Origin of the sequence: Mycobacterium sp., from assembly GCF_035499775.1 — a bacterium.
GTDB lineage: Bacteria > Actinomycetota > Actinomycetes > Mycobacteriales > Mycobacteriaceae > Mycobacterium.
Map to the genome: position 1 here is coordinate 1 of NZ_DATJYB010000306.1, position 21369 is coordinate 21369.

The 21369-nt window shown below is 67.7% G+C and carries 18 protein-coding genes and 2 pseudogenes; 10 read left to right on the forward strand and 10 right to left on the reverse strand.

Annotation, left to right across the window (positions count from 1 at the left end; translation table 11 throughout):
- A partial coding sequence (locus VML93_RS19400; RefSeq protein WP_325613168.1) for an alpha/beta hydrolase occupies positions 1–691 on the reverse strand: 691 nt, incomplete at its 3' end.
- A gap of 501 nt (positions 692–1192) precedes the next feature.
- On the opposite strand from VML93_RS19400, the gene VML93_RS19405 reads away from it, so the two are divergent.
- Positions 1193–1603, forward strand: a complete 411-nt coding sequence (locus tag VML93_RS19405; protein ID WP_325613170.1) for a hypothetical protein — start codon at positions 1193–1195, stop codon at positions 1601–1603.
- Between the two features lie 10 nt (positions 1604–1613).
- Here the strand turns inward: VML93_RS19405 and VML93_RS19410 are convergent, their stop codons facing one another.
- Positions 1614–2717, reverse strand: coding sequence for a hypothetical protein (locus tag VML93_RS19410; protein ID WP_325613172.1), 1104 nt, complete (start codon positions 2715–2717; stop codon positions 1614–1616).
- 55 nt (positions 2718–2772) lie between these two features.
- Between VML93_RS19410 and VML93_RS19415 the strand changes: the two genes are divergently transcribed.
- Positions 2773–3966: a cytochrome P450 gene (locus VML93_RS19415; protein ID WP_325613173.1), complete on the forward strand. Its 1194-nt coding sequence runs from the start codon at positions 2773–2775 to the stop codon at positions 3964–3966.
- 1 nt (position 3967) lies between these two features.
- Here the strand turns inward: VML93_RS19415 and VML93_RS19420 are convergent, their stop codons facing one another.
- The 3 genes from VML93_RS19420 to VML93_RS19430 are packed head-to-tail and all read right to left on the reverse strand — an operon-like array spanning position 3968 to position 6737.
- On the reverse strand, positions 3968–5056 hold the full coding sequence (locus tag VML93_RS19420; protein WP_325613175.1) for an adenosine deaminase: 1089 nt from the start codon (positions 5054–5056) through the stop codon (positions 3968–3970).
- Entirely contained in the window at positions 5053–6339 is a 1287-nt protein-coding gene (locus VML93_RS19425) for a thymidine phosphorylase (RefSeq protein WP_325613177.1), read from the reverse strand. Before VML93_RS19425 ends, VML93_RS19420 begins: the two co-directional genes overlap by 4 nt.
- The gene (locus VML93_RS19430; RefSeq protein ID WP_325613179.1) at positions 6336–6737 is read right to left on the reverse strand and encodes a cytidine deaminase; all 402 of its coding nucleotides are present in this window, start codon (positions 6735–6737) and stop codon (positions 6336–6338) included. Before VML93_RS19430 ends, VML93_RS19425 begins: the two co-directional genes overlap by 4 nt.
- Positions 6738–7014: 277 nt before the next feature.
- Here VML93_RS19430 and sdhC point away from each other — a divergent pair, with 277 nt between their 5' ends.
- The 4 genes from sdhC to VML93_RS19450 are packed head-to-tail and all read left to right on the forward strand — an operon-like array spanning position 7015 to position 10410.
- Entirely contained in the window at positions 7015–7353 is a 339-nt protein-coding gene (gene sdhC / locus VML93_RS19435; protein WP_325613180.1) for a succinate dehydrogenase, cytochrome b556 subunit, read from the forward strand.
- Positions 7350–7820 (forward strand): succinate dehydrogenase hydrophobic membrane anchor subunit, encoded by a 471-nt coding sequence (locus VML93_RS19440; protein WP_325613181.1) that lies wholly within the window; start codon positions 7350–7352, stop codon positions 7818–7820. The genes sdhC and VML93_RS19440 overlap by 4 nt, the downstream gene beginning before the upstream one ends.
- Positions 7821–7831: 11 nt before the next feature.
- Positions 7832–9586, forward strand: a complete 1755-nt coding sequence (gene sdhA / locus VML93_RS19445; RefSeq protein ID WP_325613183.1) for a succinate dehydrogenase flavoprotein subunit — start codon at positions 7832–7834, stop codon at positions 9584–9586.
- Positions 9586–10410: a succinate dehydrogenase iron-sulfur subunit gene (locus tag VML93_RS19450; RefSeq protein WP_325613184.1), complete on the forward strand. Its 825-nt coding sequence runs from the start codon at positions 9586–9588 to the stop codon at positions 10408–10410. The genes sdhA and VML93_RS19450 overlap by 1 nt, the downstream gene beginning before the upstream one ends.
- Here VML93_RS19450 and VML93_RS19455 read toward each other — a convergent pair.
- A complete protein-coding gene (locus VML93_RS19455; RefSeq protein WP_325613185.1) occupies positions 10407–12899 on the reverse strand; it encodes a serine/threonine-protein kinase PknD in 2493 nt (830 codons plus the stop codon). The two genes, VML93_RS19450 and VML93_RS19455, sit on opposite strands and share 4 nt — an antisense overlap.
- Before the next feature lie 85 nt (positions 12900–12984).
- Positions 12985–13401, reverse strand: a complete 417-nt coding sequence (locus tag VML93_RS19460) for a hypothetical protein (RefSeq protein ID WP_325613187.1) — start codon at positions 13399–13401, stop codon at positions 12985–12987.
- A 58-nt stretch (positions 13402–13459) separates the two neighbouring features.
- Between VML93_RS19460 and VML93_RS19465 the strand changes: the two are divergent.
- The 3 genes and pseudogenes from VML93_RS19465 to VML93_RS19475 form a co-directional block, all read left to right on the forward strand.
- Positions 13460–14098 (forward strand): annotated as a pseudogene (locus tag VML93_RS19465) (carboxymuconolactone decarboxylase family protein); the annotation flags it as partial.
- A gap of 19 nt (positions 14099–14117) precedes the next feature.
- Positions 14118–14873: a helix-turn-helix transcriptional regulator gene (locus VML93_RS19470; protein WP_325613188.1), complete on the forward strand. Its 756-nt coding sequence runs from the start codon at positions 14118–14120 to the stop codon at positions 14871–14873.
- A gap of 75 nt (positions 14874–14948) precedes the next feature.
- Positions 14949–16013 carry an alpha/beta hydrolase gene (locus tag VML93_RS19475; RefSeq protein ID WP_325613190.1) on the forward strand — a complete coding sequence of 355 codons (1065 nt, stop codon included), beginning with the start codon at positions 14949–14951 and terminating at the stop codon, positions 16011–16013.
- Here VML93_RS19475 and VML93_RS19480 read toward each other — a convergent pair.
- The gene (locus VML93_RS19480) at positions 15982–16890 is read right to left on the reverse strand and encodes a sigma-70 family RNA polymerase sigma factor (protein WP_325613191.1); all 909 of its coding nucleotides are present in this window, start codon (positions 16888–16890) and stop codon (positions 15982–15984) included. The two genes, VML93_RS19475 and VML93_RS19480, sit on opposite strands and share 32 nt — an antisense overlap.
- 43 nt (positions 16891–16933) lie before the next feature.
- Here VML93_RS19480 and VML93_RS19485 point away from each other — a divergent pair.
- Positions 16934–18265, forward strand: a pseudogene (locus VML93_RS19485) (aspartate aminotransferase family protein); the annotation flags it as partial.
- 5 nt (positions 18266–18270) lie between these two features.
- On the opposite strand, the gene VML93_RS19490 reads toward VML93_RS19485, so the two are convergent.
- Both VML93_RS19490 and VML93_RS19495 read right to left on the reverse strand, forming a co-directional pair.
- Complete coding sequence (locus VML93_RS19490) at positions 18271–20583, reverse strand: VIT domain-containing protein (protein WP_325613193.1); 2313 nt, start codon at positions 20581–20583, stop codon at positions 18271–18273.
- Positions 20573–21154, reverse strand: a complete 582-nt coding sequence (locus VML93_RS19495; RefSeq protein ID WP_325613194.1) for a MerR family transcriptional regulator — start codon at positions 21152–21154, stop codon at positions 20573–20575. The genes VML93_RS19490 and VML93_RS19495 overlap by 11 nt, the downstream gene beginning before the upstream one ends.
- Positions 21155–21369: the final 215 nt, after the last annotated feature.

Consider the following 21369-nt stretch of genomic DNA (forward strand, 5'->3'; position numbering starts at 1 on the left):
CCCGATCATCGGCCACCTCAGCCTGCTCGCCCGTAAGGAACTGCGCGATCTCTTGGAACGACGACCGCCACGGCTCAACGAAGTGGAACAAATTGCGCCCCGGCAGCTCAACGTATTTCGCACCCGATATGCGATCGGCGACGTCCTTCCCTAAAGCTGGCAGGGCGATCGGGTCGTCTGCGTGCTGCACTACGAGCGTTGGCACGCGGATCGTCGGCAGAACCGTCCGAACGTCCAATTCCAAGAAAAGAGGGAACAGGAGGGCGACGGTCCGTGGGCTCACCGCCAGGCGTTCAAATCGTGCCCATGCTGCCCGGATCTCCTCGTTCCACGGCATGTCCGGATTCATCACATGTTGGAGCTCTCCCGTGCCCCACATGTCGACCATGGCGGCAGAGATTTCTTCGGGAACCATCCCCACTTCGGTCGTCTGTTCGGCGTACGGAATGGCCCATCCCTGAAGCACGACGAGCGCTGTGGTGCGGGACGGATGTGTCGCGGCGAAAAGCGCCGCTGTCGGGAATGCGCCAGGCCACGTGACCAGAGCTGCGCCGGGGCTCCCGAGAGCGTCGAGCACCGCAGTGATGCTGTCGGCCCATTGCTCCAAGGTTGGCATCGCGCCCGGCTCCACAGGATCGGAAGCTCCACTGCCCGGCTGATCGAACAAGATGAGCCGACCCAGCGATGTCATCGCTTCAACCCATCCCTGAAGGGATGGCAGCTCCGGAAGGTGCTCACAGCAAGTGAACCAGTTCGGGACGAAGACTATGTCTCGCTCATCCTCAGCGGAGGCGCGATAGGCGACGCGCAAGTTCCCGTTCAACGCATAGCGCGTTCGTTTTTGCTGTTCAAGAGCGTGCTGCTGAAGTGTTCTTCAGCGATTCGGTGTCATCACCTGGTGAAGACGCTTTGGGGCTTGAACGCGAGCAGCTGGCCTTACGCCGACGCACCCGCGCTATGACCGCGCCTACCGCATCACGACCGAACGCCACCAAAACCATGCCGAGCGCACGGCGGCCCAAGCCGCAGCCACCGCCCGATCCGACCCAGACGCACCCCCACAGTTTTGGGTCGGCAACTCGCGTCTAAACCGCGATTTCCAGGCCGGCGCGCCTCAAGCGGGGCCTGCACGACGCAAGAAATTCGCAAGTCGTCGGCGGTAACCTCCGGCACAGCAGCGAAGGGAACCGTCATGAACACCACCCGCAGCCTGAAATCGCTTCTCGCCGTAGCGCTGTTGTCCGGCGGCACCGTTCTCGCCGGCTTGGGGTTCGCCGCAGGTACCGCCCAGGCGCATCCCGGTCCGGTGCCGCTCAACGGCGCCTGGCCCGGCTGTCCGGAAGACCATCCGGCCGGACCCTGTCACTGGTGCCCGGGCGACCCTCCGGTACAGACCGGCAATATTCGCGTGTACCCGGTGGTTTGGGACAACAACGTCTGCCACACGTACTGGTACGTGTACTCCGGGCAAGGCAATGTCGCACACAACATTTGGGAGGGCGAGGTTCCGCCGCCACCGCCGCCGCCACCGCCGCCGGCCATCATCAGTACCTACGAGCAGTGCGTGCGAATCCTCGGCCCAATCTTCTGCCCCAAGGCGTGAACCGACGTGGCTAACCCGTCGTGCCGAGCAGCGCGACCGCAACGGCCAAACCCAGCCAGCTGACCACGATGACCAGCCAGGCGGCCATTCCGATCTGCAGGCCCGTGCGCAGTGTGCCGATCCAGTTGCCTGACGCGTCGCGGTCGAGGTCGTAGGGAAACGAGGTCACGCACAGCGCCCGCGCGGGATTGCGCGGATCGGCCAGCACCACCCCGCCGAAGTACTCGCGCCCGGACACCACCAGCTGTCCCGGTGCGCCGTTGAGCGTGTAGGTGATCAGGGTCTTGGTGCTCGGTCCGCTGTAGAACGGGCGCTCCACCTGCCACCCGCGCGCCACCGGCAGCTTCGCGTTCGAATACGTTGTGCCACTGTAATACGTTCCGCGGGAAAGGATCTGCGTCCCGGTGACCGTCGCGACCTGCCCCCACTTGAGCAATTCGAAGCGCTTGCCGGCGCCTACCCAACTGAACGCGTAAATCGCGACCAGCGTGAGCACCGCAACTATGGAAAACCCGATCGGCACGCTCATCCACACGATGATCAGCCCGCAACCGACTGCCGTCCCGACCAGACCCAGCGCCCAGACATACCACCATCGAAACGGCAGCATTTCCGCGAACCAGAACGTCGCCGGAATCCGCCGCGGGGCCGGCGCGAGTCGCGCATCATCCGGTGCCGGCCGATATCCGGATTGGCGGGCCCTGGGCAGCAGGACAACCGGGTCGTTCGGGCTGCAACTCTGGTAGACGACCTTGCCGCCGACTTTCATCATGCCGCCGGCACTCAGGCCGGCACGGTCCAGCACCTCTCGGTACTGCTCCTGCGACAAACCTGCGTCGATCACGGCGCGCTTCAACGCCTCTCGAAGCTGCGCCATCTCAGGTCCGGACGGTCCACTGGTGTGCCCACCCTTCCGGAACCCCAGAGCCTGGCCGTACTGCCTGTTCCGGTCTGCCTGCAGGGCGGCCGCCAACCGCTGCGCCTGGGCATCGATGGCGCCCGCCTGCGCTGGGTCCGGCTGCGCAGGCGCGTCAGCAGCGCGAGCGGCCGCCTTCGCCTCGGCCAACTGCCGTTCCAGGTCGGCGACGCGTCTCTCCAGGTCGTCCTCGTCCATCAGCAAATGGTCGCATTGGCCCGCCGCGCCCGCAGGAATTCGCAATACTCATCTGATGTCCAGCCGCAGTGCAACAGTGGGGGTCCCTAGGCTGCCGATCAACCTGTACAGCACAGACACCCTGCTCAATCCGGTCGCGACCTACCGCCGGATCCGCGAAGCGGGGGCCGCGGTGTGGTTGCCGAAGCACCGGATGTGGGCCATCGGCCGCTATCGGGATGTGCGCCAGGCACTTAGCGACGACGCCACTTACTGCAGCGGCAAGGGAGTCGCGGCCAACCCGCTCACCAATGTGCTCACGGCAGGCCTCACCCTCACCAGCGACGGCGACGAGCATGTGAAACGCCGCCGGTTGCTGTTGCAGTCGCTCTCGGCCAAGGCGCTGCAGTCCGTCGCTCCGGTGCTCAACACCGAGGCCGCCGAGCTTATCGAAAGACTATGCCGTCGCGACGATTTCGACGGAGTCGCCGAGTTCGCGGCCCACCTTCCGATCCGGGTGGTCGCCGATCTGGTCGGGGTTGACATCGACCACGACCGGATGCTCAAGTACGGCCGCGGCGGGTTCGATGTGCTGGGCCCCACCAATCGGCGAACCCTGGTGGCGTATCCGACGGGGTTGGGCATGCTGCGGTACGCACGGACGCTGCGCACCGAGAACGTCAAACCCGGCGGCTGGGCGGAATCGATCCTCGCGGCCGGGCATGACGGCACCCTGAGCAAGGACGAAGCCAAGGCCATGGTGATCGACTTCATCGGCCCAAGCCTGGACACCACGATCCTGGCGTCGGCTCAACTGCTGTGGAGCCTGGGCACCAACCCCGACACTTGGCAGGAACTGCGGAACAACCCCGATCTGGTTCCGGCGGCGGCGGTCGAGGCCGTCCGGCTGGCTTCCCCGGTGCGGGGCTTCACCCGAATGATCAAGCAGGACACCGAGATCGACGGCACCGTCCTGCGCAAGGGGCAACGGGCGGTGTTGCTCTTCGCGTCGGCCAACATGGACGATACCCAGTTCGACCAACCCGAGGTGTTCTCGTTGCACCGCAAGGGAGCCCAGCTCGGCTGGGGCTTCGGCGCGCACGCGTGCGTCGGGATGTACCTGTCCAAACTGGAGATGCATGCGTTAACGCGCGCGATGATCCCCGAGGTGGCACACATCGGCGTCGGCCAACCAGTCCGGATGTTCAACAACACGCTGCAAGGCTTTGAATCGCTGCGCGCGACCTTCCGCCGCGCGCTGGGGCCCTGAACTACCCGATCAGCACCGCGAACCGCGGCTTGATCACTTCGTCGATGATCGCCAACCGCTCGTCGAACGGAATGAACGCCGACTTCATCGCATTGACGGTGAAGCGCTCCAGGTCGCTCCAGCCATAGCCGAAAGCCTCTACCAGAAGCAGCATTTCGCGGCTCATCGTGGTGTCGCTCATCAGCCGGTTGTCGGTATTGACCGTCACCCGGAAACGTGATCGCGCCAACAAATCGAACGGGTGCTCGGCGATGCTTTTGACCGCCCCGGTCTGCACGTTCGAGCTGGGGCACAGCTCCAGCGGAATTCGCTTGTCCCGCAATATCGATGCCAGCCTGCCGAGCCGAACACCGCCCGCTGGGTCGTCACCGACGTCGATATCGTCGACGATGCGTACACCGTGGCCCAGCCGGTCGGCGCCGCAGAACGCGATCGCCTCGTGGATGGACGGCAACCCGAATGCCTCACCGGCGTGAATAGTGAAGCGCGCGTTGTGGTCTCGCATGTACTCGAACGCGTCCAGGTGCCTGGTGGGCGGGTAGCCGGCCTCCGCCCCGGCGATGTCGAACCCGACCACCCCTTTGTCGCGGAACCGGATCGCCAGCTCGGCGATCTCCCGCGACATTGCGGCGTGCCGCATCGCGGTGACCAAGCAGCGCACCGTGATCCGGCGGCCCGCGGCGGCACAGTCCAGTTCTCCGGCGGCGAAACCCGCCAGCACGCTGTCCAGGACCTCGTCGAAGGACAGCCCGCGGTTGATGTGCAGTTCGGGAGCAAAGCGCACCTCGGCGTACACCACCGAATCGGCGGCCAGGTCCTCGACGCACTCGTAGGCCACGCGGTAGAGCGCATCGGGTGTCTGCATCACGGCGACGGTGTGCGAGAACGGCTCCAGGTAGCGCTCCAGCGACCCGCTGTGCGACTGGGTGCGGAACCAGGTCGCCAGCTCGTCGACGTCGGTGGCGGGCAGTCCGTCGTAGCCGACCTGTCCGGCGATGTCCACCACGGTGGCGGGGCGCAGCCCGCCGTCCAGGTGATCGTGCAGCAAGGCCTTGGGCGCCTGTTTGATCCGCTCCAGGCTCAGCGTCATGCTGCGATCCGATCGATGACCAGCGGGCGCGGAACGGGCCGCGCGTCCCCCACGCTCCAGGCCCCGTCCAGCTCGTCCACCGCGGCGGCGAAGCGTTCCGGGGTGTCGGTGTACAGCGTGAACAACGGCTCACCGGCCATGACCGGCTCGCCGCGGCGACGGTGGATTGTGATGCCGGCGCCGGACTGTACCCGCTCGCCCGGGCGTGATCGGCCGGCGCCGAGCCGCCATGCCGCCAGTCCCACTGCCATCGCGTCGATGTCGCCCATTGTGCCGCCCCGGCCCGCGGTCACGGTTTCCGAATACCTACCAATTGGCAACGGTTGGGCCAACTCACCTCCCTGAGCGGCGATCAGCCGGCGAAAACGGTCCATCGCGGTGCCGTCCCGCAGCGTCTGGGCCGGATCGTGACCGTCGATTCCGGCGAGCTCGAGCATCTCTGCGGCCAGCCGCAGCGTGAGCTCCACGACGTCGGCCGGCCCGCCGCCGGCGAGCACCTCCAGCGCCTCGGCAACCTCGAGCGCGTTGCCGACGGCTGCGCCCAGCGGGGCGTTCATGTCGGTCAGCAGCGCGCGAGTGGGCACCCCGTGGGCGGTGCCCAGCTCGACCATCGTGTGGGCCAGCTCGCGAGACTGTGCCTCGGAGTTCATGAATGCCCCGGAGCCGACCTTCACGTCGAGCACCAGTGCGCCGGCTCCCTCGGCCAACTTCTTGCTCATGATCGAGCTGGCGATCAGCGGGAGAGACTCGACGGTGCCGGTGATATCGCGCAGCGCGTACAGCTTAGCGTCGGCCGGCACCAGCTCCCCGGCGGCGAATATCGCCGCCCCGACATCACGAAGTTGTTCGCGCACCCGCCGGTTGGAGATGTCCGCGGTGAATCCGGCGATGGATTCCAGCTTGTCCAGGGTGCCGCCGGTATGCCCGAGCCCGCGGCCGGCCGCCTGCGGCACCGCCCCGCCACAGGCGACGACGACGGGCACCACCGGAATCGAGAGCTTGTCCCCGACTCCGCCGGTGGAGTGCTTGTCGACGGTCGGCAAGCCCAGATCGCTGAAGTCCATCCGCTCCCCGGTGGCCAGCATTGCCGCCGTCCACCTGGCGGTCTCGCCGCGGTCCATGCCGCGCAACAAAATTGCCATCAGCAGCGCCGACATCTGCTCGTCGGCAACCCGGCCGTCGGTGTAGGCCCCGACGACCCAGTCGATCGCCGCATCGGACAGCCGGCCGCCGTCGCGCTTGGTCCTGATCACCGTCGGCGCGTCAAATACCAAGCCGCTCAAGAACGTTTCCGGCCCAGGTCGTCCGGGCCAAAGGCCTCGGGCAGCAGGTTGCCGAGCTGCCGCACCCCGGCGGGGTGGTCGATCAGCAGCTCGGGGCCACCGTGCTCCAACAAGACCTGGCGGCACCGCCCGCACGGCATCAGCACCGCGCCGGCGTCGTTGACGCACGACAGCGCGATCAGCCGGCCGCCGCCGGTGGCGTGCAGGGCGCACACCACGCCACACTCGGCGCACAAACCGAGGCCGTAGGACACGTTCTCCACGTTGCATCCGGTGACCACGCGATTGTCGTCGACCAGCGCGGCGGCACCCACCCGCAACCGCGAATACGGCGCATATGCTCCGGCGGCTGCCTGGATTGCTTTGTGTCGCAGAATATTCCAATCGATAAGGTGCATCTGAAACCCCGCTCGCCGATCAGCCGACATTTGTAAAGCCACCCTAACTCCGACACGACACACAATCTGGATCGGACTGATCAGTACCGTCACTTCCCTCGTCGAGCTAAGCTCGATTGCCCGGCTAGAGCTGTTTCATCAAGCGTTTCTTTTGGCGGCGATGAATGAGGTGAGGACAACGACGACAACCGCGGATCCCTCAACACCCACGACCCCACCGCCGGCGTCATCGCGCAAGCGCCGGCCCCCACGCACCTTGTATCGGGGGGATCCCGGTATGTGGTCGTGGGTCCTGCACCGCATCAGCGGCGCGACGATCTTCTTCTTCCTGTTCGTCCACGTCCTGGACGCCGCGATGCTGCGGGTGAGCCCGCAGACCTACAACGCGGTGATCCGCGACTACCAGACCCCGATCGTCGGCCTAATGGAGTACGGCCTGGTCGCCGCGGTGCTTTTCCACGGGCTGAACGGAATCCGGATCATCCTGATCGACTTCTGGTCGGAGGGTCCCCGCTACCAGCGCCTGATGTTGTGGATCATCGGCATCGTCTTCCTGCTGCTCATGGTCCCGTCCGGGGTGGTAATCGGCATCCACATGTGGGAGCACTTCCGATGAGCAGCCCTGACCTTCAGCTCGGCCGCGGCCAGACCGCTCCGGTGCGGCAGCGCTTCCACGACCGCCCCGCCAGCCTGGACAACCCCCGCTCACCGCGACGGCGCGCCGGCATACCCAATTTCGAGAAGTTCGCCTGGCTGTTCATGCGGTTCTCCGGCGTCGCGCTGTTCGTCCTGGCGATCGGCCACTTGTTCATCATGCTGATGTGGGACAACGGCGTTTACCGCATCAACTTCAACTACGTGGCGCAGCGGTGGGCTTCGCCGTTCTGGCAATTCTGGGACCTGGCGCTGCTGTGGCTGGCGCAGTTCCACGGCGGCAACGGCCTGCGCACCATCATCGACGACTACAGCCGCAAGGACAGCACCCGCTTCTGGCTCAACAGTCTGCTGCTGCTGTCGATGGGGTTCACGCTGGTGCTGGGCACCTACGTGATTCTGACCTTCGACCCGAACCTCCCCTCTTGAAAGGCTGACCGGTGATCCAGCAACACCGATACGACGTGGTGATCGTCGGCGCTGGCGGTGCCGGGATGCGGGCAGCGGTGGAGGCGGGTCCGCGGGTGCGTACCGCGGTGCTGACCAAGCTGTACCCCACCCGCAGCCACACGGGCGCCGCGCAGGGCGGCATGTGCGCCGCGCTGGCCAACGTCGAGGACGACAACTGGGAGTGGCACACGTTCGACACCGTCAAGGGCGGCGACTACCTCGCCGACCAGGACGCCGTGGAGATCATGTGCAAGGAAGCCATCGACGCGGTGCTCGACCTGGAGAAGATGGGGATGCCGTTCAACCGCACCCCCGAGGGCCGCATCGACCAGCGTCGCTTCGGCGGGCACACCCGCGACCACGGCAAGGCCCCGGTGCGCCGGGCGTGCTACGCGGCCGACCGCACCGGGCACATGATCCTGCAGACGCTCTACCAGAACTGCGTCAAGCACGACGTGGAGTTCTTCAACGAGTTCTACGCGCTGGACCTGGTTTTGACGCAGACGCCGACCGGCCCGGTGGCCACCGGAGTGGTCGCCTATGAGCTCGCGACGGGCGAAATTCACGTCTTCCACGCCAAAGCCGTGGTGCTGGCGACCGGCGGGTCCGGCCGGATGTACAAGACGACCTCCAACGCGCACACGTTGACCGGCGACGGCATCGGCATCGTCTTCCGCAAGGGACTTCCGTTGGAGGACATGGAGTTTCACCAGTTCCACCCGACCGGCCTGGCCGGCCTGGGCATCCTGATCTCCGAAGCCGTGCGCGGCGAGGGCGGCCGGCTGCTAAACGGCGAAGGCGAGCGCTTCATGGAGCGCTACGCCCCGACCATCGTGGATTTGGCACCCCGCGACATCGTCGCCCGCTCGATGGTGCTGGAAGTCCTGGAGGGCCGCGGCGCCGGGCCGCACAAGGACTACGTCTACATCGACGTTCGCCACCTCGGCGAGGACGTGCTGGAGTCCAAGCTGCCCGACATCACCGAGTTCGCCCGCACGTATCTGGGCGTGGACCCGGTCAAGGAGCTGGTCCCGGTCTACCCGACGTGTCACTACGTGATGGGCGGCATCCCCACCACCGTCACCGGACAGGTGTTGGCCGACAACACCGCTACCGTGCCGGGTCTGTACGCGGCCGGCGAGTGCGCGTGCGTGTCGGTGCACGGCGCCAACCGGTTGGGCACCAACTCGCTGCTGGACATCAACGTCTTCGGCCGCCGCGCCGGCATCGCCGCAGCGGCGTACGCGCGGGGCCACGACCACGTCGACATGCCGCCGGAACCGGAGGCGATGGTGGTCGGCTGGGTCGCCGACATCCTCTCCGAGCACGGCAACGAGCGCGTCGCCGACATCCGCGGCGCCCTGCAGCAGTCGATGGACAACAACGCCGCGGTGTTCCGTACCGAGGAGACGCTGAAGCAGGCCCTCACCGACATCCACGCCCTGAAGGAACGGTATTCCCGAATCACCGTGCACGACAAAGGAAAACGCTTCAACAGCGACCTGCTGGAGGCCATCGAGCTGGGCTTTTTGCTGGAGTTGGCCGAAGTCACGGTGGTCGGCGCGCTGAATCGCAAGGAGTCCCGCGGCGGGCATGCCCGCGAGGACTATCCCAACCGCGACGACGTCAACTTCATGCGCCACACCATGGCCTACAAGCAGGGCACCGACCTGCTGAGCGACATCGCGCTGGACTTCAAACCCGTCGTGCAGACCCGCTACGAACCCAAGGAACGGAAGTACTGATGGCCCAAGAAGAAGAGGCCACCGTCGAGGCAGCAGTGGCACCGCAGGTCGAGTCCACACTGGAACCACCCCTGCCGCCAGTCCCCGACGGAGCGGTGATGGTGACCTTGAAGATCGCCCGGTTCAACCCCGACGAGCCCGAGGCTTTCGCCCAAACCGGTGGCTGGCAAAGCTTTCGGGTGCCGTGTCTGCCCAGCGACCGGTTGCTGAATCTGCTGATCTATGTCAAGGGCTACCTGGACGGAACGCTGACCTTCCGGCGCTCCTGCGCGCACGGGGTGTGCGGATCCGACGCCATGCGCATCAACGGTGTCAACCGGCTCGCCTGCAAGGTGCTGATGCGCGACCTGCTACCGAAGAACGCCGGCAAACAGCTGACCGTCACGGTCGAGCCGATCCGCGGGCTGCCGGTGGAGAAGGACCTGGTGGTCGACATGGAGCCGTTCTTCGACGCCTACCGCGCGATCAAGCCCTACCTGATCACCACCGGCAACCCGCCGACCCGGGAACGGATCCAGAGCCCGACCGACCGCGCCCGCTACGACGACACCACCAAGTGCATCCTGTGCGCGTGCTGCACCACCAGCTGCCCGGTGTTCTGGCAGGAGGGCCAGTACTACGGTCCGGCCGCGATCGTCAACGCGCACCGCTTCATCTTCGACAGCCGCGACGAGGCCGCCGCCGAGCGCCTGGACATTCTCAACGAGGTCGACGGCGTGTGGCGCTGCCGGACCACGTTCAACTGCACCGAAGGCTGCCCGCGCGGCATCCAGGTGACCAAGGCCATCCAAGAAGTCAAACGGGCGCTGATGTTCTCGCGCTAACTCGGCGGGAGTTTCAGGACGCGGTTGTTGCCCGCGTCGGCGACGTAGACATTCCCGGCGGCGTCCACAGCGATGCCCTGCGGGCCGTTAAGACCCTTGAACGGCAGCGTGATTGACGTGTTCGAGGACTTCACCAGCCGCATGACCCGATTGTCGCGGCTGTCGGTCACGTACAGGTTTCCGCCTGCGTCGACGGCCACAAAATCCGGGCGCCCGACCGCATAGGGCAGGACCGTCGCAACGTGCGCCGTCCAGGGCAGTTTCAGCACCCGCTCGTTCTCCCGATCGAGGACGAACAGGACACGGTCGATGCCCACCGCCACGGCCGAGGGACCGTCCAGGCCGCTGAACGGCAGCTCGGTCTGGCCGGTCGAATGCGCGAGCAACTCCAGCACCCGGTTGTGCGCGGAATCGGTGACGAAGACGGCGCGGTCGTTGCGCGGGTCGCGCGAATTGACCGCCACACCAGTGGGCTCCGAAAGGTCGGTGAACGGCAGCACGGTCGAGCCGGTCGATCCTGCCGTCAGCTCCAGTACCCGGTTGTGCGCCGGCTCGGTGACCTCCAAGTCACCCACCTCGTCGACCGCGATGCCGCCGGGATGGTCCAGTCCGGCGAACGGCGCCACGGTCTGGCTGGTCGAGCCCGCGGGCAGCTCCAGCACCCTGTTGTTGCCGCTGTCGGTGACGTAGACGTTGCCCTTCGCATCGACCGCTACGCCCTGGGGCCGGTCGAGGCCGGTGAACGGCAGCACGATCTGCGGCTGCGCTTTCACCGAATGGAACGGGAATTGGTTGGTGACCCGCAGGAAGGCGGCACCGGCGATCACCGCGACTACCGCGACCGCGGCGATGGTCAGCGCCCGGGCCCGCCGACGGTTGCGTGACGGGGACGGTTTCGGGGCTGCGGCCCTAGTCGAGGCGAGCGCGTCGGAAACGCTGGCGACGTCTTCGGTGAGGGCCGCGCGGGCCGTCTCAGCCAGTTCGTGCGCCGACTGGTAGCGCTCGTCCGGTTCCTTGGCCATGCCCCGGGCGATCACCGCGTCGAACCCGACGGGTATCGCCGGGTCGGCGCTGCTGGGTTTGGGGGGCTCCTCGTTGAGATGGGCGACGGCCACCCCCTCGACACCGCCGCCGCTGAACGGCAACTGCCCGGTCAGGCACTCGTAGAGCACACAGGCCAGCGAGTACACATCGGCACGAGGGTCGGCGACCGTCCCGGCCTTGAAGCGCTCCGGGGCCATGTACGCCGGGCTGCCCGGGGCGACGTTGGTGAGCGTCAAGCGCGTGGCATTGGCCTCGTGAACGAGCCCGAAATCGATCAGATACACGAAGTCCTCGCCGACCATCAGCAGGTTCGACGTCTTCACATCGCGGTGCACCAGCCCGGACTTGTGCGCGGCATCCAGCGCCGCGGCAACCTGTTCGACCACCCGCACGGCCTTTTGCGGACTCATCGGTCCATCGCGGTGGAGCACCTGGTGCACATCGACGCCGTCGACGATCGGCATCACCAGATACAGGCGCCCGTCGATCTCGCCGGTCTCGTAGATCGGGATGATGTTCGGGCTGGCCAGTCGGCCCGCCGCATAGGCCTCGCGGCGAAACCGCTCCTGATAGCCCGGCTCGGCGGCAAGTTGCGGCTGCAGCAGCTTGACGGCCACATCCCGACCCAGCGCGGTGTCGTGGGCCCGATACACCGCGCCCATCCCGCCCTGACCGAGTTTGGCGATCAGCCGGTAGCGACCGAACTCCACTTCACTTGTCGACCCCGCCGCCGCAGCGCCCGCCGTGTCGGTGAGGGCGTCTTGCGCGGCGATGGCCAACTCGCGGGCCGTTTGATAGCGGTCGTCGGGGTCGTCGGCCATGCCGCGGGCAATGACCGTGTCGAATCCCACCGGGATTGCCGGGTCGACGTCGGTGGGCTTGGGCGGCGCGCCTTCTTCAGCAATTGCGGGCTGACCGGTCAGGCACTCGTAGAGCACGGCGGTCAGAGCGTAGATGTCGCTGCGGGCATCGAGGGTATGGGCGGCGACGCCGAAATCGATCAGGTACACGAACGCGCCACTCACCAGCAAGTTCGACGGCTTCACATCGCCGTGGACCAGCCCGGTCACGTGGGCGGCTTCCAGTGCCGCGGCAGCCTGCACGATCACCCGCACCGCCACCGTCGGGCGCATCGGCCCGTCGCGGCTCAGCAGATCTTTCACATTGATGCCGTCGACGACGACGGGCATCACCAGATAGAGCCGCCCGTCGACCTCGCCGGCCTCGTAAATCGGGATGATGTTGGGGTCGTTGAGCCGGGACGCGATGGAGACCTCATGGCGGAACCGCTCCTGATAGCCCGGCTCGGCAGCCAACTCCGGCGAGAGCACCTTGATGGCCACTTCGCGGGACATCATCGTGTCGTGGGCCCGGTACACCGTTCCCGTGTTGCCGGTGCGGAGCACCTCGAGCAGCCGGTATCGCCCGAAGACCTCCCCGTCCACCGCCAAGCCCCCCCTCGAGTACCAAGTGCCTGGATGCTACCAACCCGTAGGGTCGCGGCCAGGTATGGCGATTTGGGGGCTCGGGTTAGCTGTGGTACTCGGCCAGCAGCTCGTCGACCACGGTCTCCCAGGACGGGCTGTCCAGGCACAGGCGGCTGGCGGTGAGCAGCAATCGGTCCGGAGATCCGGGCAGCAGCGAGACCGCGAACAACCTGCCGATGCGCTTGTCGAAGAAGGAGCACTGTCGCGCGAACACCTCGGCCACGGTGACTCCGCGCGGTTCCACAGCCCAGGTCCAGCCGCCGCCCGGGCGTGACGTCCAGCTGTCGAAGAACGGCTCGAACACGGTGCCGAGTTCGGGGTGGGCTTCGAACACCGCGTCGACGGCGGCGCGCACCCGCGACTGGTCCAGCCGGGTGTCGGCGAACAGGACCTCCGAGTGCGTGTCGGTTTCCAGATCCTCGATCTCCGGAACCTGATAAACCGCTGAGTAAGACGACATGACCACAGACTTCAAGGCGGGCCTTGAGGGATTCTTGGCGGATTCTTGGAGCCGGCCGTCACACTCTCCTGGCCTGCCTCGTCTGACAGGCATGACCGAGAAAACGACACAGAAAACGCGCATCGAAGCCCTGCCCCCGAACCGCGCCGGCCTGCTGACCCGCGCCATGTACCGCTACGCGAAGCGGCGCTACGGCGAGGTACCCGAGCCGTTCACCGTCATCGCGCACCACCGCGGGCTGCTGATGGCCGGGGCCGTGCACGAGACCATACTCGAGCGGGCCTCGAAAACGTTGCCGGCCAGCGTGCGCGAGTTGGCGGTGTTCTGGACCGCACGCACCGTCGGCTGCTCGTGGTGCGTCGACTTCGCATCCATGCTCCAGCGCCTGGACGGCCTCGACACGAAGCGGCTTAAGGAGATCGACGACTACGCCACGTCTCCTGCGTTCACCGACGACGAGCGCGCCGCCATCGCCTACGCCGACGCGATGACCACCGACCCGCATACCGTCACCGACGAGCAGGTCGCCGACCTGCGGGGGCGCTTCGGCGATGCGGGACTGATCGAACTGACCTACCAGATCGGGGTGGAGAACATGCGGGCGCGGATGAACTCCGCGCTGGGCATCACCGAGCAAGGATTCAACTCCGGTGACAGCTGTCGAATCCCCTGGATAACGGGGCCCGGTGCCACGTAACCAGAGCTACAGTGGCGGAATGCAGGTCTGGGACCTGGGGCCGGGTCGGCTGATGGTTGCCGGCGCGTTCGCCGATCTGGCCGTCCACCACCACCCCGCGGTTCAGGTCACCCTCGGTGGGCGGGCTGCGCTGACCGTCACCCCCGGCGACGACGCGCCCGGCGCGTGCCGGCTGGTCGTGGTCGCCAGCGGCGCCCGTCATGCGGTGCGCTCGGACGCGAGTACCGGAGCGTTGACGCTGTACTTCGGGCTGCACACGCCGCAGGGGGTTGCGCTGAACACGCTGAGCCGCAACCGGGGCCGGCATAGAGGCATCTGGATCGTCGACGACGGAACGAGATTGGCGGAGGCGACGGCCGAGTCCCTGGCGACGAACGGCCCCGCTGCCGCGGCCGATTTCCTGGTCGACGAGCTGTGCGGGACGCAAGACCTCGGCGGCGACGGGGTGCACCCGCAGCTACGGCATGCCTTCGAGGTGGCATCGGGCCGGGTGCCCGATCACGTCGATGTGGCCTCGGTCGCCGACGCCGTCGCCCTGTCCCCCGACTACCTCGGGCGACTGTGCAAACAACAGACGGGCGTGTCCTTTTCGGCTGCGATCCGGTGGATGCGGCTGGTGAACGCGGTGCGCCATCTCGCCGACGGCGTGTCGGTCACCGATGCCGCTCACCTGGCCGGGTTCGCCGACGGTTCGCACGCCAGCCGGGTGTGCCGGGAGATGACCGGCGCGCCGCCGCGCGACTTCGCCGAAGCGGTTCGACGCTCTCGAATCTGACGGATTCGTCCAAGCGACCGAGTCGGCGTCGGCCGCACGCTTGGGATATCCGCTTCACGAATTGGAGAGATTCCCATGTCAGCATCACTTGGTACCCGCGCAAAGGCCGCGCTGGTTCGCACCCTGTTCGCGTTGCCCGAACCGGCCCGCCGACACCTGGCAGGCCCGCCGCTGCGCATCGACGGTCAGGAACTGGCTCTCGACGCGCAGCTGGCAATCCGGCTCAAAAACCGCTCCGGCTCCGACGTTTTCGCCGGTGCCGTCGAGCAGGCCCGGGCCCGATACGACGGCCTTCCGCAGATCATCGGGTATGAACCGCCGGCACCCGTCACGGCGCGGGAGATCGTGATCCCCGCCCGGCACGGCCAGCTCCCGGCCACCCTGTACTGCCCCGCCGACGCACCGCAGCCGTCTGGGCTGCTGGTGTACTACCACGGCGGCGGCTTCACGGTCGGCTCGCGGAGCAGTCACGAGCCGGTGGCCCGATTCCTGGCCCACCAAGCCGGTGTGCGGGTGCTGTCGGTCGAGTACCGACGGGCTCCCGAGCACCCGTTCCCCGCCGCCGTCGAGGACGCGATCACTGCGTTCGAGTACGCGCACCGCCAAGCCGCGGAGCTGGGTTCCGACCCGGGCCGCGTCGCGGTCGGCGGCGACAGCGCCGGCGGCAACCTGGCTGCCGTGACGGCACAACAGGCGGTGCTGACGGGCGGCGCGGTTCCGGCGTTTCAGCTGCTGATGTATCCGCCGACCGACCTCAGTACCCGGCGTCCTGCCTACGATCTGTTCGCGCAGGGCTCCACGATGACGGCCGAGAACTTCAAGTGGGCGCTGGGCCACTATGTACCGCCGGAGGTCGATTTGGCCGATCCGCGGTTGTCACCGCTGTGCGGCGAAGTCACCGGGCTGCCGCCCGCCTATGTCGCCGGCGCCGGATTCGATCCGCTTCGCGACGACGCCGTGGCCTACGCGGGCAAACTGCGAGCCGGCGGAATCCCGGCAACCCTCAGCCTGCAGACCGACCTACCGCACGCGTACCTGAACTTCGTCGGCCTCGGCGGCCGCTTCGCCGAGGCCGGTGTGGAAGCTGCCCGCGCACTCGCGTCAGGGCTCAGGGTTGCCGAGCCAGCGGAGAGCCGGTGAACTTGTCCGGGTTGGCGATATCCCACAGCGCCACGACCTTTCCGTCGCGCACGGTCATCGCGGTGATCCGCGGCGCCATGTCCCAGTGGCCGTCGGCGCCGGTGAAGCCGGGCGTGTAGGCACCCAGTTCGCCGTTGACCAGCGCCAGCTGGTTCGCGGTGTAAAACGCCGGGCCGTAGCGTTGCGCCAGGCCGAACATGAACCGGACCACCTTGTCCGCGCCGTGGATGACGTGCACCGCGGTGGAGACCTTGCCATTCGCATCGCCGGTGAAGGTCACATCGGGATGCAACAGCGCCACCACGGCGTCCAGGTCACCGGCGGCCATGGCGGCCATCAGCTTGCCCACCACCTCGTTGTGGGCGGGATCGGGTTCGGGCGCGGGCTCCGCAGCCACTGCCTTGCGGGCCCGCGACGCCAGCTGCCGGGCGGCGGCCTCGGTGGTTCCGAGCACCTCGGCCACTTCGGCGAACGGCAGGGCGAACCCGTCGTGCAGGACGAAGGCGACCCGCTGATCGGGGCCCAGGCGCTCCAGCACCACCATCGCGGCGAACCGGGCGTCTTCGCGGGCCACCACCTCAGACAGCGGATCGGCGCCGTCAAAACCGGTGACCACCGGTTCGGGCAGCCAGTTGCCGGTGTAGGTCTCCCGCCGGTGTGCAGCCGAGCGCAGCCGGTCCAGACCGAGCCGGCTGACCACAGTGGTCAGCCACGCCCGCAGGTCGGCGATCGGGCTTCGGCTGCCGTGCGCGTCCCAGCGCAACCAGGCTTCCTGCACGATGTCCTCGGCGTCGGCCACGGTGCCGGTCAGCCGGTAGGCAACCGCCATGAGATGTGGTCGCAGCGCCTCGAATTGGGTGACCTGCGTTGAGGTCATCACCCGAGCCTAGCCGCGGTGTCATGGCGGTGCCGATTGTAGGCTCGCGAGCAAGATGTCGAGAAACCTGTGGTTGCACTTCGCCCGGCACGGCGCGGGCATCACGGCACCGATCATCACGCGCGGCGAGGGCGTCACGATCTTCGACGACCGCGGCAACAGCTACCTGGACGCGCTGTCGGGTCTGTTCACCGTGCAAGTCGGTCACGGCCGTGCCGAGCTGGCCGAAGTCGCCGCGCGGCAAGCGGGCACGCTGGGCTTCTTTCCGCTGTGGGGATACGCCACCCCGCCCGCGATCGAGCTCGCCGAACGTCTTGCGCACTACGCGCCGGGCGACCTGAACCGGGTGTTCTTCACCAGCGGCGGCACCGAGGCCGTCGAAACCGCGTGGAAGGTGGCCAAGCAGTACTTCAAGCTCACCGGCAAACCCGGTAAGCACAAAGTCATTTCGCGCTCGATCGCCTACCACGGCGCCACCCAGGGGGCGCTGGCGATCACCGGGTTGCCGACGTACGCGGCGCCGTTCGAGCCGGTGACGCCGGGCGGCTTCCGGGTGCCCAACACGAACTTCTACCGCGCGCCCAAGCCGTTCGACACCGACATAAAGGCTTTCGGGCAGTGGACCGCCGACCGGATCGCCGAGGCGATCGAGTTCGAGGGGCCCGATACCGTCGCCGCCGTGTTTCTGGAGCCGGTGCAGAACGCCGGCGGCTCCATTCCGCCGCCGCCGGGCTATTTTGACCGGGTGCGCCAGATCTGCGACGAGTACGACGTGCTGCTGGTCTCCGACGAGGTGATCTGCGCGTTCGGCCGGATCGGGTCGATGTTCGCCTGTGACGACTTCGGCTACGTGCCCGACCTGATCACCTGCGCCAAGGGGATGACATCGGGCTACTCACCGCTGGGCGCGATGATCGCCAGCGACCGCGTGTTCGAGCCGTTCAACGACGGCGCCACGATATTCCGGCACGGCTACACTTTCGGCGGCCATCCGGTGTCGGCGGCCGTCGGGCTGGCCAACCTCGACATCTTCGAACGCGAAGGTCTCAACGACCGCGTCAAAGACCAAGCGCCACGCTTCCGCGCCACCCTGGAGAAGCTCTACGACCTGCCCATCGTCGGCGACATCCGCGGCGAGGGCTACTTCTACAGCGTCGAACTGGTCAAGGACAAGGCGACCAAGCAGACCTTCACCGGCGCGGAACGCGCCGCCGTGCTCGGCCAGGTGTCTGCGGCGCTGTTCGAGGCCGGGCTGTATTGCCGCCTCGACGACCGCGGCGAACCCGTCATCCAGCTGGCGCCGCCGCTGATCAGCGGGCCGGCCGAGTTCGACACCATCGAGTCCGTCGTGCGCGGTGTGCTGACGCAGGTCTGAACGGCCTACTCCCAGAAGCGCAGTCGGGAGGGGCGCCGCCCGCGATCGGTCCCGCCGAGGAGCCGTTTGACCGACTCGACGGCCACCAGCAATTCCCGCCCGCGTGCCTGGGTCGAGTCCTTCAGGAACCGCGTCAGCGCGTTGCAGAGCTGGACGAGCGCTGCGCGCAGGTCGGGCTCGGCCGTCGCGTCGCGATGCTGCTTGAGCTCTTCCAGCACCTGGTCCAGCCCGGAGCGCCGGACCTGGGCCGCCTTTTCCACCTGCTTGAGCAGGTGTTTGAGGGACCGCGGTGCTGGAGGACCCGATTCGGGCCGAGGAGCCACAGCACGAAACCTAGCAGCAGGCATGGGAGCGGGCATGGCCGCAGCCGGAGCGGGGGCGCCCATCGAATAGCCCCCGGCCATGACGGGTGCCGCGGCATAGCTGACAGTCGCCCACCCCGACGGCATCTCGACGGGCTGCACCACCTCGTCGAGCGGGCCGGCGTCGGTACGTTCCGGGTCGATGGCCACGAACGCGGTGAACCTCGACAGCACCCCGAACCGCAGCGAGTGCGCCACCAGACGCTCGGTCAGTTTCGAGTCCGAGGCACCGCGCCCGGACGCGTACTCGTCCTCCAGGTCTCGCACCACCGCACGCGCCCAGATCTTTTGCACGGCAGTGGCTTCCGGCGCGAGCCGGGCCGGCAGCGCCGTGCTGAACGGTGGCGAGTCGGCTTGCACCTGCAGCGCCGCGGAGTCGGCCGAACCCTGGTGGCCGCGGTAGCGCCCGGAGATCACGCAGGGCACGCCGGCGAACGCGTCGGGCGCCCGGTTGGGGGTGATCGTGCCGTCGATCAACGTGACGCCTCGGGCACTCACGCGGACGTCTGTCAGAGATGGGCGTCCGATGGTCCGGGCCAACCTGGTCATGGCCTCGTCGAGACGGTCCTCCGACTCCACCAACTCGGCGCGTCCGTTGCCGAGACCGGCGAGGCGCTCCAGGAAACCGGCGTTGACGGCGCGGTCGATGCCCACGCAGTACACCCGGGTTCGGCCGATCAGCCGCCCCAGCGACCGCAGCAGGTGGTCCTCTCCGCTGATCTGGCCGTCGGTCACCAGGACCACGCTCGCCAACCGGTTGGTGTCGGCATCGGCGAGCATGTTGACCGCGTTGCGCAGTGGTTCGGCCATCTCGGTTCCGCCCCGCGCGTTCAGCGAGCCCAGCCACGACGCCGCGGCGAACCGGTTCCGGTCCGACGCCACTCTGAGGCTGGGGGGCTCGGCGGCCCAGTGCGGGGGCGCATCGATGACGTTGTCGAACGCCAGCACGCAGAACCGGTCGCCCGCGTCGAGCATGTCCACGATCCGTCCGGCCGCCCGCCGCGCGGCGACCATCTTCCATCCGTCCATCGACCCGGACCGGTCCAGCACGACGACCACGTCGCGCGGGGTGCTCGATGTCTCGACGGGCGGCACCAGGGTCACCGACCAGGTGCCCTCGTCACCGTCGGCGTCGGGGACCAGCAGCGCGGACGACGACAGCTCCGCGCGGTCCACGCGGAAGCGCAGCACAAAGTCGCGGTCGGCTCGCGCGCCCGGTTCCACCTGCAGGCGCGTCGGCGCACCTGAATCCAGTACGGCGGTGGGCAGCGACGCCCGCAGATCCGACACCGCAAGCCCGCCGCCGTCGAGGGTCAGGGCGATCTGCACGTCGGGGCGCTGGTCGGCGTCCGACAGGCGAGGCGGCGTCACCCGCGACGCGTCGGGCACGGCGTCGGTGTCGAATGCCACGCCGGCGCCGGTCTGATCACCTTTCAGCGGGGCGCCGGTGGTGTAGCGCGGGGCGACCACGAGGGGGAAGCGGAACGTGGCCTCGCCGTCTTCGAACGCCAGCGGGCCGGTCAGCACCATCTCGATGGTGGCTTCCTCACCGGGTCCGAGGTTGCCGACGCGTACCGAGAACACATCGGGGCGGTCCTCCTCGACGATCGCGGCGCGCTGCCCGGCGTCCAGGGCCTGCTCGTAGTCCGCGCGGGCCTGCCCGCGCTCCTTCAGCACGCCGACCACCCGTCGTCCGGCCAGGTCGGCGACGAAGTCGGTGACGCCCGCCCGGGCCGGCAGCGGGAACACATAGGTGGCCTCGATGGTGCTGTCGCCGGTGTTGGTGAAACGCTGGCGCACGGTGGACGTGGCGGTCATGCCGACCACGACGGTTGCCACGCTCAATGCCTTCAGCGGCAGGCGTTCCCCGGTCGCCGAGCTCAGCTCGCCACACGTCGGGCCGCCGGCGGCGCGGGCGGGTTCGGGGGTGAGAAGAGGAAGTAACTCAGTGCTCATTGGGCGTCCCTTCATGATTGGCGAGCAGTTCGAGCAGCGGCGCGGCGGCGCGGCGCAGGGCGTCGATGGTGGGCAGCGGGCCGTCTTGGAGGCCGTCGATCAGCAACATGACGCTGTCGGATAGCCGGATGCCGCGCAGTTCAGTCGGAGTGGTCGGTGCCGGTGCCGCGGCGACCTCCGGCACCGTTTGCCAGAAACGCCCGGCCGCGCGAGACGGCGCAGCGGCAGGCTCGGGGTCGCCCAGGCCGGCGGGCATGGCGCCGGGCGGGATCGCGGCCAGCGCCTCCAGCTCGGCCTGTGACATCCCCTCGAGGCGCCCGGCGATCTCGTCGAGCGAAAGCCCCTGGCCTTGCAGCCGTTTGATGGCGACCAAGCGGATCAGGTGGGTACGCCCGTAGGTGAGCGCGCGCCCCCGCGTCCCGGGACGGGGCAGCAGGCCGCGGGCGGTGTAGTAGCGGATCATGCGCTCGGCCGGGACCGGTTTGGCCTGGCGGTTGTCGGGCACCGCTCCGGACGCCTTCACCGCATTGGCGGCGACGGCGGCGAACTCGGGCAGGGTGAGCAGGTTCATCAATTGACAGTGTCATATATCTTTTCGACACTGTCAACCGGGGATTTGCTCTTGCGGCGCCCCATGGCGGTCGCGGCCGCCCTTCGTCACGGCGACTCATCGCAGACTCGACGTCCAGCGCGATCATGCCGCCGATGCCCGCACCGACGAGTCACAGGCGATCTGATCTGCAACTTCCGTCTCACCAGCCACAGCGCGCCATTCTGCAATGCGAC

Coding starts and splice junctions, on each gene's coding strand:
- VML93_RS19430 (WP_325613179.1), bottom strand. CDS start 6,737: ATGCACCTTATCGATTGGAATATTCTGCGACACAAAGCAATCCAGGCA.
- VML93_RS19440 (WP_325613181.1), top strand. CDS start 7,350: ATGAGCAGCCCTGACCTTCAGCTCGGCCGCGGCCAGACCGCTCCGGTG.
- VML93_RS19450 (WP_325613184.1), top strand. CDS start 9,586: ATGGCCCAAGAAGAAGAGGCCACCGTCGAGGCAGCAGTGGCACCGCAG.
- VML93_RS19495 (WP_325613194.1), bottom strand. CDS start 21,154: ATGAACCTGCTCACCCTGCCCGAGTTCGCCGCCGTCGCCGCCAATGCG.
- VML93_RS19480 (WP_325613191.1), bottom strand. CDS start 16,890: ATGACCTCAACGCAGGTCACCCAATTCGAGGCGCTGCGACCACATCTC.
- sdhC (WP_325613180.1), top strand. CDS start 7,015: ATGTGGTCGTGGGTCCTGCACCGCATCAGCGGCGCGACGATCTTCTTC.
- VML93_RS19410 (WP_325613172.1), bottom strand. CDS start 2,717: ATGGACGAGGACGACCTGGAGAGACGCGTCGCCGACCTGGAACGGCAG.
- VML93_RS19475 (WP_325613190.1), top strand. CDS start 14,949: ATGTCAGCATCACTTGGTACCCGCGCAAAGGCCGCGCTGGTTCGCACC.
- VML93_RS19470 (WP_325613188.1), top strand. CDS start 14,118: ATGCAGGTCTGGGACCTGGGGCCGGGTCGGCTGATGGTTGCCGGCGCG.
- VML93_RS19405 (WP_325613170.1), top strand. CDS start 1,193: ATGAACACCACCCGCAGCCTGAAATCGCTTCTCGCCGTAGCGCTGTTG.
- VML93_RS19460 (WP_325613187.1), bottom strand. CDS start 13,401: ATGTCGTCTTACTCAGCGGTTTATCAGGTTCCGGAGATCGAGGATCTG.
- VML93_RS19490 (WP_325613193.1), bottom strand. CDS start 20,583: ATGAGCACTGAGTTACTTCCTCTTCTCACCCCCGAACCCGCCCGCGCC.
- VML93_RS19420 (WP_325613175.1), bottom strand. CDS start 5,056: ATGACGCTGAGCCTGGAGCGGATCAAACAGGCGCCCAAGGCCTTGCTG.
- VML93_RS19415 (WP_325613173.1), top strand. CDS start 2,773: ATGTCCAGCCGCAGTGCAACAGTGGGGGTCCCTAGGCTGCCGATCAAC.